The 12,413-nt window shown below is 72.0% G+C and carries 8 protein-coding genes; 6 read left to right on the top strand and 2 right to left on the bottom strand.

From position 1 onward, the window contains the following. Positions 1-19: 19 nt before the first annotated feature. Positions 20-928: a hypothetical protein gene (locus tag ACFOWE_RS22440; protein ID WP_377290916.1), complete on the bottom strand. Its 909-nt coding sequence runs from the start codon at positions 926-928 to the stop codon at positions 20-22. 147 nt (positions 929-1,075) lie between these two features. Next, positions 1,076-1,777, bottom strand: a complete 702-nt coding sequence (locus ACFOWE_RS22435; protein ID WP_377290914.1) for an aminoacyl-tRNA hydrolase — start codon at positions 1,775-1,777, stop codon at positions 1,076-1,078. Positions 1,778-2,455: 678 nt separating this feature from the next. On the opposite strand from ACFOWE_RS22435, the gene ACFOWE_RS22430 reads away from it, so the two are divergent. The 6 genes from ACFOWE_RS22430 to ACFOWE_RS22405 form a co-directional block, all read left to right on the top strand. Further along, positions 2,456-4,162 carry an ABC transporter family substrate-binding protein gene (locus ACFOWE_RS22430; protein ID WP_377290912.1) on the top strand — a complete coding sequence of 569 codons (1,707 nt, stop codon included), beginning with the start codon at positions 2,456-2,458 and terminating at the stop codon, positions 4,160-4,162. Positions 4,163-4,301: 139 nt separating this feature from the next. After that, positions 4,302-5,810, top strand: a complete 1,509-nt coding sequence (locus ACFOWE_RS22425) for an ABC transporter permease (protein ID WP_377290910.1) — start codon at positions 4,302-4,304, stop codon at positions 5,808-5,810. Positions 5,811-5,825: 15 nt separating this feature from the next. After that, positions 5,826-6,812 (top strand): ABC transporter permease, encoded by a 987-nt coding sequence (locus ACFOWE_RS22420; protein ID WP_377290908.1) that lies wholly within the window; start codon positions 5,826-5,828, stop codon positions 6,810-6,812. Next, on the top strand, positions 6,812-7,972 hold the full coding sequence (locus tag ACFOWE_RS22415) for an ABC transporter ATP-binding protein (RefSeq protein ID WP_377290906.1): 1,161 nt from the start codon (positions 6,812-6,814) through the stop codon (positions 7,970-7,972). Before ACFOWE_RS22420 ends, ACFOWE_RS22415 begins: the two co-directional genes overlap by 1 nt. Further along, positions 7,969-9,003, top strand: a complete 1,035-nt coding sequence (locus tag ACFOWE_RS22410; protein ID WP_377290904.1) for an ABC transporter ATP-binding protein — start codon at positions 7,969-7,971, stop codon at positions 9,001-9,003. The genes ACFOWE_RS22415 and ACFOWE_RS22410 overlap by 4 nt, the downstream gene beginning before the upstream one ends. Positions 9,004-9,158: 155 nt before the next feature. Then, a partial coding sequence (locus ACFOWE_RS22405) for a BTAD domain-containing putative transcriptional regulator (RefSeq protein WP_377290903.1) occupies positions 9,159-12,413 on the top strand: 3,255 nt, incomplete at its 3' end.

The following is a 12,413-nucleotide window of genomic DNA, read 5'->3' as shown; positions in this document are numbered from 1 at the left end:
CCGGAGCGGAGGGCAGCCGCTACAGCGCCCGGACGGAGGAGACGGCGGTGTTGATGTCACGCCAGCGGTCGCGCTGGGCGTCGGGGATCGTCACGAAGACCAGGGCGGGCTTGGCCCGGTCGGTCTCGGTCACGACGACCGCGGCCATGGACGAGCGGGTCTTGCCCTTCAGCTTGTACGTCACCCGGTAGGCGAGCAGCCAGCCGTCCCCGGCCCGCTGCGAGGCGGTCCACTTGATCCGGGCGCCTTCGGGGTGGTGGTTGAGCGTCCAGCGGGCGGCCAGGAGCGCGGTGTCCTTCATCGTCGCCTGCACCTGGATGGGGACGGGGCAGCTGACGAGCATCGCCCGGTGTCCCGCGCCCCTCACCGGAGGCAGCACCTGCCTGGTGGAGAACGGCGAGGCGCCGAAGCCCTTCCAGGGCTTGCCCAGCCGGGCCAGCGAGATCCCGGACTTGTCGTCCGCGACGCGGCGCTTGGCGGACACCGCCTTGCCCGGAAGCCGGGCGAGCTTCCGGTCCCGCGGCGGCTCGGCCACGCGGGGGTCCGCGAGGGCCGCCGCCACCGCGCTCCCGTCCGGGGTGGGCGCGGGCGTGCCGGACGGGGCCGCGCCCGTGGCGGCCGGGGCCGCCGCCGGGGAGGACGGCCGCGGCGAGCTGGGGCCGGGCGAGGACACCGCGGCAGATGGCGCGGCGATCTGCCCCGGCGGTTCCCCGCCCGGCCGGTCGGAGGAGTCCGCCGAGTCGGAGGACAGGAACCCGATCAGGGCGGCGGCCGCCGCCACGACCACCGCGGCGAGCCCGGCCAGGATCCGGTAGATCACCCGCATCGGCAGGTCACCGACGCGGGAGCGCCTCACGGGCGACGAGGGGACGCGGGGCGGTGGTGCGACGATCTTGGGCAGCTCGGACGTCTCCGCCTCGGCAGCCACATACGTAGGGGTAACACCCGTCTCCCGGGCCCCCGAAGTACCACCCAACCCATCGAGCACGATCGGGAGCGTACGACAAATCCGCTTTTCCCGTACGCGTTACTCATCACACTTCGGGAACGAGTCCGTCCCATTCCGCTTCCGCTCCTACCTGGAGACCTTCGGCGCCGGGGCGCCGCCCGGGCGGGCGGATTCCGTACGCAACCACGGCGCGTCGGCCACGACGGTGCACGAGCCCGGCGCGATCTCGGTGAACCCGGCGTCCCGCACCACCGGCAGGCCGCCGCCCGACAGGGCGGTCCAGGCGGCGGGGTCCGCCGTCCGCACGGCGAGCGCGAACCCACGCTCCCGCCACTCCCGCCGGACGCGCGCGTCCGCGCCCCACCAGGTGAACTGCGCGGCGTGCCCGGCCTGCGCCATGGCCTTGCCGGCCGACATCGGCAGGTGCGGGTTGAGCCAGAGCACGGGGCCGCCCTCCCCCGGCGGGGCGGGCTCGGCGGGGTCGGCCAGATCGGTGCCGGAGACCTGGAGCCGGGACAGGTCGCGGGGCCAGCCGTCCAGCGGGACCGGCGGGTGCACGCGGACCTCCGCGGTGCCGTGCGCGACGGTGATGCCCGGCAGGTCGAGCACGCGCCGCCATTCGGCTCCGCGCGCCCGCCGTACGACCTTCCTGATCCGTCCGCGCTCCCAGCTCCGCACCGCCTCGGCCCACTCGCCGCCCTCCGCCGAGCGGGGGTCGGCGAGCAGCGTCAGCACGGCCAGCGCCGCGGCCTCCAGGGCATCGGTCCGCTCGGGAGGGGCGGCCCTCTCGATCCGGACGACCAGGGGGAGGACTCTCTGCTCTGTCATGTCTTCTCCGGTCACGCCTCCCAGGATGCCCCCGGCGGCGGCCGGACGACTCCGGCCCGGTACGCGGAAAAGCGGCCGGACCTGAGCCGTCATTTACGAAGGCAACCTTTCACAAATATGAAAGACATCTTTCATAAATACGCGGCGGGCCACGCCTCCCGGCACGCGAAGGGGCGCGACACCCGCCCTCGCACCCCTTTCCCGGAAGGCGCGGCCCGAGGATGCGGAAGGCCCGGCGGGCCCCCTTGGAAGACCGGAGCAACCGGAAAGCGGGGTTACCGGAAAAGCCGTCCACTACGGAGAGTGAGAGAAGATCGACTCTTCGATGCACCGCCAAGCCCTGTCCTATCAGGGAAACGGCTCACCCGTCCCGGCACCTCGCACCGGAGGATCGACCGTCGGCTACGCTCTGCTATCTCACATATTGGGACGATTCGGTCAAACATTATGTTTTTTCCGATAATCACGTATTTCACGGTTTCGCGCTAACCGCCCGACTTTGTTACAGGTTGGACCGCTCGCGGTCTCAGGTCTGCAACACCCCCCGCGTCCCACTTGTCCAAGCCAGAGTCACGATGGTCAGCTTTGCTCAACCATGCTGGCGGCTTACTTCACATCGAACCCCTAAGGAGTGCTGCCGTGTTCCACACGCGGACATCTGGCAAGTTTCTAGCTGCAGTGGCAGGAGGTGCACTCCTGCTGAGCGCCTGTGCGGGCGAGGACTCGGCGAGCAAACCCGCCGCCTCCGGCTCCGCTTCGGCGCCCGCCGCGGCGGCGTCGACCATCACCTACGCCTACGAGCAGGAGTTCCACTCCTACAACGCGAACACCGCTGCGGAGAACGCCAGCCGCAACGCGGGCCCGCTCCAGCGCGTGCTGACCGGTTTCTGGTTCTACGGCGAGAACGGGGAGATCACCCCGAACCCCGACATGGGGTCCTACCAGAAGACCTCCGACGACCCGCTGACCGTTGAGTACACCTTCAGCGACAAGGCGGTCTGGTCGGACGGCACGCCGATCGACTGCGACGACGCCCTGATGTTCTGGGCGTTCAAGTCCGGCAAGCTCGACATCTTCTCCACCGACGGCACCACCGGCGTCGAGGACGTCAAGGTGCCCGAGTGCAACAAGGGCGACAAGAAGTTCACCTTCGTCTACGAGCAGCCGTTCGCCGACTGGAGCTCCAACGGCCCCGGCGCCACCGAGCTCATGCCGGCCCACATCGTGGCCAAGCAGGGCGGGCTGAGCGAGGAGGAGTTCATCGAGGCGGTCAAGAAGACCGACGCCAAGAAGCTCGAGAAGGCCGCCAAGTTCTGGAACGACGGCTGGATCGCCGAGGGCTCGCTGCCCGCCGCCGACCTGATCCCGTCCAACGGCCCGTACAAGCTCTCCAAGTTCGACTCCGGCCAGTCGCTGACCCTCGTCGCCAACGACAAGTGGTGGGGCGCCCCGGCGGCGGCCTCGACCATCGTCGAGCGCTTCATCACCCTGGACGAGCAGGCCCAGGCGCTGGAGAACCGCGAGGTCCAGATCGTCGAGCCGCAGCCCGGCCCCGACGTGCTCAACCAGCTCAAGGCCCTGCAGGGTGTGAAGGTCCACACCGGCAACCAGTACGTCTACGAGCACCTGGACTTCAACTTCGACTCCAGCCCGTTCAAGGACAAGGCGCTGCGTGAGGCCTTCGCCAAGTGCCTGCCGCGCCAGCTCATCGTCGACAACCTGATCAAGCCGGTCGACCCGAACGCCAAGCCGCTCGACGTCCGCAACGTCGCGCCGTTCCAGTCCAACCACGCCGCGGTCGTCCAGGCCGCGGGCGGCGTTCCCGCCGCCTACGCCCAGCAGGACATCGAGGGCGCCAAGGCGCTGGTGGAGAAGGCCGGCAAGGCCGGCACCAAGATCAAGGTCGGCTACCAGACCCCGAACCCGCGCCGCACCGCGGCCGTCCAGCTCATCAAGGACGCCTGCGACAAGGCCGGCTTCGAGATCGTCGACGGCGGTTCCGAGGACTTCTTCGGCACCGTGATGCCCGCCAACAACTACGACGTCGCGCTGTTCGCCTGGATCGGCTCCTCGGAGATCAGCGGCTGGGGCTCCACCTACACCACCCCCACCAAGTGCAACGGTGAGAGCAAGGGCAACAACAACGGCTGCTACTCCAACAAGAAGATCGACGAGCTCGTCAAGAAGCTGAACTCGACCCTCGACAAGGCCGCTCAGGACCCGATCATCGGCGAGATCGAGAAGATCCTCTGGGAGGACCTGGCCACCATCCCGCTGTTCCAGCACCCGGCCCTGAGCGCGTGGGACGAGACTCTGCAGAGCGTGGTCCCGAACCCCGCCCAGTCCACCATCACCTGGAACATGGACAAGTGGACCGCCGCGTAACCCTCTTGTTCTAGATCCGGTTCACCGCACGTGCGGTTGACGGAACATCCACCCCCCAGGGCCGGGGCCGGAGGAGCACAAACCCCCGGTCCCGGCCCTGGCCCGCACATACAGTCCTCACAGAGCAGGAGGTGACGAAATGATCGTCTTCATCGCGCGGAGACTGGTCATCTCGTTCTTCGTCCTCCTGGCGGCCACCTTCATCATCTTCGTCCTCACGGCGCTCTCGGGCGATCCGTTGGAAGACCTCCGCCAGGACGCCAGCCCCAACAAGGCCCAGAAAATCGCGGACCGCACCGAGCGCATGCAGCTCGACAGCCCGATCCCCGTCCGCTACCTGAACTGGCTCGGCAACATCGCCCGCGGCGACCTCGGCGTCAACCGTGACGGCCACGACGTCGCCATCATGCTGGGCGAGGCCCTGTCCGCCACGCTCCAGCTCGTCGTCGCCGCCACCGTGCTCGCCATCGTCGTCGGCGTCGTCATCGGCATCATCTCGGCGCTCCGCCAGTACAGCGGCTTCGACTACACCGTCACCTTCGCCGCCTTCATCTGCTTCTCGCTCCCGATCTTCTGGGTCGCGGTCATGCTCAAGCAGTACATGGCCATCGAGTTCAACAACTGGCTGAAGGACCCGGTCATCCCGGTGCCGGTCATCGCCGCCCTCGCCCTGCTGTCCGGCCTCGTCTTCGGCGCCCTCACCGTCGGCGACCGCAGGCGCCGGCTGCTGGCGTTCGCCGTCGGCCTCGCCGTCGGCGGCGGGCTGTTCACGCTCCTGTCGGTGACCCGCTGGTTCGCCGACCCCGGCTTCGGGCTCCCGCTCACCCTCGCCATCGCGCTCGCCGCCGCCGTGGGCTTCACCTCCCTGTCCGCCGGGCTGCGGCAGCGGGGCCCGCTGTACGCCGCGCTCGCCGCGGCGGTGCTCGGCGCGGCCTCCTCGGAGGTCCTCGGCCCGGTGCTCGCCGACCCGACCTGGCTGGAGATCGCCGGTCTGGCCCTGCTGACGGTCGCTGTCTGCGCCGGCCTCGGGTACGGCCTGGGCGGGCTCCAGCGCCGCCAGGCGATCACCGCCGCCGTGCTGACCGGCCTGTTCACCGGCGGCGTCGTCTTCGTGGACCGCCTGCTCCAGGCCTTCAACGCCTACAGCGCCATGGTGCGCGGCCGGCCCATCTCCACGATCGGCGCCCGCACCCCCAACTTCCAGGGCGACTTCTGGCAGATGAACCTGGACTCGGCCGGCCACCTGCTGCTGCCGACCATGGCGCTCATCCTGGTCTCGCTGGCGACCTACACCCGCTACAGCCGGGCGAGCATGCTGGAGGTCATGAACCAGGACTACGTCCGCACGGCGCGCGCCAAGGGCCTGCCGGAGCGGACCGTCGTGGTCAAGCACGCCTTCCGCAACGGCCTCATCCCGATCACCACGCTGATGGCCGTCGACTTCGCCGGCGTCATCGGCGGCGCGGTCGTCACCGAGAACGTCTTCGGCTGGCAGGGCATGGGCAACCTGTTCATCGAGGGGCTCAACACGGTCGACCCCGTGCCGGTCATGGCGTTCTTCATCGTCACGGGGACCGCGATCGTCGTGTTCAACATGATCGCCGACATCCTCTACGCCTACCTCGACCCGCGCATCCGGCTGTCCTGAGATCGGAGAACCATCATGACGATCAACGCACAGGCGACGGAGCCCGGGACCCCCTCTGACGCCCAGCAGGGCCTGGCCGTCGTCGCCCGCACCCAGGGGCAGATGGTCCGCCGCCGCTTCTTCCGGCACCGCGCCGCCCTCGCCGGGATGGTCATCTTCGGCCTCGTGATCATCCTCGCGTTCAGCTCCATCGGCTTCGCGGGCATCCCCGGCTGGTGGGACAAGAACTACCTCGACACCGGCTCGCTGGTGAACCAGGGCAGGCCGACCCTCAGCCTGGTCCCCGAGTTCCTCGGCGGGGACGGCGTCCGTCTCGGCGAGCACCCCTTCGGTCAGGACGACATCGGCATCGACTACTTCGCGCTGACCATGCGCGGCGCCCAGCAGTCGCTGATCATCGCGTTCCTCGTCGCCATCGTCGGCACCCTCGTCGGCACCCTCATCGGCTCCGCCGCCGGTTACTTCCGCGGCAAGGTCGAGGCCGTGCTGATGCGCTTCACCGACGTGATGATCACCATTCCGGTCCTCATCATCGCGGCCGTGGTCGGCCGGATGATGGGCGACAGCGGCGCCGCAGCCCTCGGCGTCTTCATCGGCCTGGTGATCTGGCCCACTCTGGGCCGCCTGGTCCGCGGCGAGTTCCTCTCGCTGCGCGAGAAGGAGTTCGTCGAGGCCGCCCGGGCCATCGGCACCCCGGCCAGGCGGATCATCTTCCGGCACATCCTGCCGAACACCGTCGGCGTCATCATCGTCGCCGCGACGCTCTCCGTCGCCAACGCCGTGCTGCTGGAGTCGGCCCTGTCCTTCCTCGGCCTCGGCGTGCAGCCGCCGGACACCTCGCTCGGCCAGCTCATCAGCGAGTACCGCAGCGCCATGGTGACCCGGCCGTGGCTGTTCTGGTGGCCCGGCCTGTTCATCATCCTCATCGCGCTCTCGATCAACTTCATCGGTGACGGCCTGCGCGACGCCTTCGACCCCCGACAGACCCGGGTGCGTGCCTAATGACGACTTCTGCGAACCTGCCGATCGAGCCCTCGGGGTCCGGCCCGCAGGTCCACGAGCTCTCCTCCCACGTGTCCGACTCCGCCGAGGAGGTGCACGTCGGCCTCACCCTGGACGCCGTGCGCCCGCCCTCCGAGGAGGAGATCCTCACGGTCGAGAACCTGACCGTGGAGTTCCCCACCGAGGACGGCGTGGTGCGCGCCGTGCGCGGCGTCTCCTACGGCCTGCGCGAGCGGGAGGTGCTGGGCATCGTCGGCGAGTCCGGCTCCGGCAAGTCCGTCTCCTCGCTGGCCGTCATGGGCCTGCTGCCGAAGAGCGCCCGGATCTCCGGCCGGATCCTCTTCCGCGGCGAGGACCTGCTGAAGATGTCGCCCCGCAAGCAGCGGAGCCTGCGCGGCCGGAAGATCGCGATGGTCTTCCAGGACCCGATGACGGCGCTGAACCCCGTCTACACCATCGGCGACCAGCTCGCCGAGGCGGTGCTCGCGCACGAGCTCATGCCGCGCAAGGTCGCCCTGGCCCGGGCCAGGGAGATGCTCGACCTGGTCGGCATCCCGCAGGCCGAGGCCCGGCTGCGCAGCTACCCGCACGAGTTCTCCGGCGGCATGCGGCAGCGCGCGATGATCGCCATGGCGGTCATCAACAACCCGGACATCATCATCGCCGACGAGCCCACCACGGCCCTCGACGTGACCGTCCAGGCGCAGATCCTGGAGAAGCTCCTGGAGGTCAAGGATGCGGTCAACGCCGCCATCGTGCTCATCACGCACGACCTGGGCGTCATCGCGGGCATGGCCCACCGGGTGCTGGTCATGTACGCCGGGCGCCCGGTGGAGCTCGGGGAGACCGACCCGGTCTTCGAGGAGCCCCGCATGCCGTACACGGCGGGCCTGCTCGGCTCGATCCCGTCGCTGGAGGGCGGCGGCGTGAGCCGGCTCCGCCCGATCAAGGGCACTCCCCCGTCGCTGATCAACCTGCCGGCCGGCTGCCCGTTCTCCCCGCGCTGCCCGCTGGCCACGGATGTCTGCCGCGCCGAGGAGCCGCCGCTGGCCGAGACCGACAGCGGCGCGCACTACGCGGCCTGCCACCACTGGGACCGGCTGGCCGCGGCCGAGGACCCGACCGAGTTCTTCCGCACCGAGAGTGAGACCGTGGCATGAGCGTGACGACCGAGGAGAAGGGCGCGCCCCAGCGCGAGCCCGACGGCGGCGGGCACCTGCTCGAGGTCAAGGACCTGGTGATGAACTTCCCGGTCCGCGGCGGCGGTTTCCTGCGCCGGGTGGTGGCCCACGTCCAGGCCGTCAGCGGGGTCTCGCTCCACGTCGACGAGGGCGAGACCCTCGGCGTGGTGGGCGAGTCCGGCTGCGGCAAGTCCACGACGGGCCGCGCCATCCTCCAGCTGCACACCCCCACCTCCGGCTCGGTGCGCTTCCAGGGCCGGGAGCTGGTCGGCCTGTCGGCCAAGCGCATGGCGCCGGTCCGGCGCGACATGCAGATCGTCTTCCAGGACCCGTACGCCTCGCTCAACCCGAAGATGCCGGTCAACGACATCATCGCCGAGCCGCTGAAGGTCCACGGGCTCTGGAAGGACGGCGGCATGGACCGGGTGGCGGAGCTGCTCCGCCTGGTGGGGCTCAGCCCCGAGCACGGCAACCGCTACCCGCACGAGTTCTCCGGCGGCCAGCGCCAGCGCGTCGGCATCGCCCGCGCCCTGGCGCTGGAGCCGAAGCTGCTGATCCTGGACGAGCCTGTCTCGGCGCTGGACGTGTCGGTCCAGGCGGGTGTGGTGAACCTCCTGGAGGACCTGCAGGAGAGGCTCGGCCTGGCCTACGTCTTCATCGCCCACGACCTGTCGGTGGTCCGCCACATCTCCGACCGGGTCGCGGTGATGTACCTCGGGAAGGTCGTCGAGACCGGTCCCCGGGACGACCTCTACGACCGCCCCGCCCACCCCTACACCCAGGCGCTGCTGTCGGCCGCCCCCATGGCGAACCCGAAGCTGGAGCGCGCCCGCGAGCGTGTCATCCTCACCGGTGACGTGCCCAGTCCCCTGAACCCGCCGAGCGGCTGCCGCTTCCGCACCCGCTGCTGGAAGGCCCAGGAGATCTGCGCCGTCGAGGAGCCCGCCCTGGTCGACCGGGGCAACGGCCACCCGGTGGCCTGCCACTTCGCGGAGGTCACCGCCCGCTGAGGGCACCGCACCGCACCGCGCCGCGCGAGCCGCGGGAGGACGATCCTCCTGCGGCTCGCCGTCTCCCCGGCCGTCTCCCCGGCCGGGCCGCCGTACGGTGTCCGCGGCCGGTACGGGCACGACACGACCGCCCCGCGCCTGGGACAATTCCGATCATGTGGTTCGGCATCCTGGGGTCCGTGGAGGTCCGGCACGGCGACGGGCGGCCGGTCGCCGTCGGCGGGCCGCGGCTGCGCGCCCTGCTGGCGCTGCTCCTGCTCGACGCGGGCCGGGTCGTCACCGTCGAGCGGCTGATCGACGGCCTCTACGGCGCCGACGCGCCCGGCGGCTCCACCAACGCGCTGCAGGCGCAGGTCTCCCGCCTGCGCGCCCTCCTCGGCGACCACGGTGAGCTGGTCGCCCGGCATCCGGCCGGATACCTGATCACCGCCGGTCCCGACGCCGTGGACGCCCTGCGCTTCGCGCGGCTGGCGGCCGACGGCCACGAGGCCCTGGTGGCCGGGGAGCACCGGCGGGCGGCGGCCCTGCTGACGGAGGCGCTCGGTCTCTGGCGCGGGCCCGCGCTCTCCGACGTCGGCGACGCGCCGTTCGCCGCGGCGCAGGCCGTACGGCTGGAGGAGGCGCGCCTGACCGCGGTCGAGGACCACGCGGAGGCGCTGCTGGCGACCGGCGGCCACCGGGAGGCCGTCGCCGCCCTCCGCGAGCCGGTCGCGGCGCACCCCCTGCGGGAACGGCCGGCCGGACTGCTCATGCGGGCGCTGTACGCCGACGGCAGGCAGGCCGAGGCCCTGGCCGTCTTCGACGGCATCCGGCGGCGGCTCGCCGAGGAGCTCGGCGCCGACCCGTCCGCCGAACTGGCCGCGACCCACCTCGCGATCCTGCGGGCCGATCCGTCCCTGGCCCCCTCCTCCCGCTCTCCCGCCACGGCCGCCGCCGCGCCCGGCGCCCCCCGGAACGGGATTCCCACCCCTCTCACCCCCCTGGTCGGCCGCGCGGCCGAGCTGGAGTATCTCGGAACGCTGCTCGACGGCAGCCGCCTGGTCACGCTCACCGGTCCCGGCGGGACCGGCAAGACCAGGCTCGCGACCGAGACGGCCGGGCGGCGGAGCGGCGAGGTCTGCTTCGTGGAGCTCGCTCCGCTCGCCGACGGGGCGGAGGTGCCGCAGGCGGTGCTCAGCGCGCTCGGGCTCCGCGAGACCGGTCTGCTCTCGGCGCCGGACCGGCAGCATCAGACCGCGCCCGACCTGACCGGCAGACTGACCGCGGCCCTCGCCGACCGGGACATCCTGGTGGTCCTCGACAACTGCGAGCACGTGGTGGACGCCGCCGCCCGGCTCACCGACCGGCTGCTGAGCACCTGCCCCGGAGTGCACGTCCTGGCCACCAGCCGTGAGGCCCTGGGCATCACCGGCGAGACGCTCTACCCCGTCCCGCCGCTGGAGCTGCCCGCGCCGGGCACGCCCCCCGAGCGGGCGGCCGCCGTACGGCTCTTCCTCGACCGGGCCTCCGCCGTACGGCCCGGCTTCACCGCGGACTTCGGCCCGGGCACCGGTGCCGGCGCGGAAGGCGGCACAGGACACGGCACAGGACACGGCACAGGACACGGCACAGCGGGCGGCACAGGACGCGACGCAGCGGGCGCCGGGGAGGGCGCTGGAGAGGGCGCCGGGGAGGGTGACGCCACCGCGGGCGCGGTCCTGCGGATCTGCCGCGCCCTCGACGGCCTGCCCCTGGCCATCGAGCTGGCCGCGGCCCGGCTCCGCTCGCTCACCGCGGTGGAGGTCGCCGCCCGGCTCGACGACCGCTTCCGGCTGCTGTCCCGCGGCAGCCGCACGGCGCAGCCCCGCCACCGGACGCTCCACGCGGTGGTGGAGTGGAGCTGGGACCTGCTGGACGAGACCGAGCGGACGATGGCCCGGCGGCTGACGGTCTTCGCGGGCGGGGCCACTCTGGAGGCTGCCGAGCGGGTCTGCGGGGTGGACGACACCGACGGCGTGCTCGCCTCCCTGGTCGACAAGTCCTTCGTCGAGGTGGTGGACGGCCGCTACCGGATGCTGGAGACGATCCGCGCCTTCTGCGCCGAGCGGCTCGCCGAGACGGGCGAGGAGGAGCCGCTGCGCCGGGCCCACCTGGCCTTCTTCCTCGACCTCGCCGAGACCGCCGACCCCCGTCTGCGCCGCGCCGAGCAACTGGAGTGGCTGGAGCGGCTGGACCGCGAGCACGACAACCTGCACGCCGCGCTGCACCGGGCGGCCCGGGCGCGGGACGTCGGGCCGGGCCTGCGGCTGCTGTCGGCCCTGTCGTGCTACTGGTGGCTGCGCTCCCTGCGCAGCGAGGCGGCCGTGCTCGCCCGCGAGCTCCTGGAGGCGCTCGGCTCCGGCCCGCCGGCCGGGCTCGCCGACGAGTACGCGCTGTGCGTGATGACCGTCGCGTCGGGCGGCGACGGCTCCGGGCTGGACGCCCACCTGGAGGCCACCAGGAAGATCATGCTCGAGCGGGAGTCCCTGCCCCGGCAGCCGTTCATCAACGTCATGTGGGCGATGGTCACCGGCCCGCCGGAGCCGGAGGTCGCGGCGGAGCTGATGCGCCGCTGGCAGCGGCTCGAGCTGACCGACCCCTGGCTGACGGGGATCATGCACTTCGGCTGGGCGTACTTCCTTCTGTTCGACGGGAATCTGGCGGAGGCCGGGCAGGAGTTCGCCTCCGCCCTCGCGGATTTCCGCGCCATCGGCGACCGGTGGGGCATGGCGCAGACGATCTCCGGGCTGGCCCACCTCGCCGAACGGCGCGGGGACCGGGCCGCGGCCGCCGCGCTGACGGACGAGGCGCTGGAGCTCGCCGAGCGGCTGGGCTCCACCGTCGACGTGGCGGAGCTGCTCCTGCGCCGGGCCGGCGGGCGGCGGCGCGACGGCGACCCGGCGGGAGCGCGGGGCGACTACACCCGGGCGGCGGAGCTCGGCCGGCGGGTGGGCGCCAGGGAGATCCTGGCCGCCGCGGAGCTCGGGCTCGGCGAGCTGGCCCGGCTCCACGGCGACCTGGCCGAGGCGCGCCGCCGGTGCGAGACGGCGCTCGCCCGGTGCTCCGCGGGATGGTTCGACGCCGAGGAGACCCGGATCCGGGCGTGCGTCGCGCTGGGCTGGATCGCGGAGGCGCAGGGCGACGTCGCCGGCGCCCTGGAATGGCACCGGAGCGCGCTCACCGGCGGGCACCGGACCCGCGACCTGACCCTGGTGGCCGGCATCGCCGAAGGGCTCGCCGGGGTGGCGCTGCTGGAGGGGGACGGCGGGCGGGCCGCGCTGCTGCTGGGCGTGGGCACGGCGCTGCGCGGTTCCCCGCCCGCGGGCGACCCCGACGCCGAGCGGGTCGCCGCCCGGTGCCGCGCCGAGATCGGCGACGCCGCCTACGAGGCG

The organism is Planomonospora corallina (assembly GCF_042650625.1).
GTDB classification, from domain to species: Bacteria; Actinomycetota; Actinomycetes; order Streptosporangiales; family Streptosporangiaceae; genus Planomonospora_B; species Planomonospora_B corallina.
Note: the sequence above shows the minus strand (reverse complement) of the source record. Positions and strands in the feature narration are given on the sequence as shown.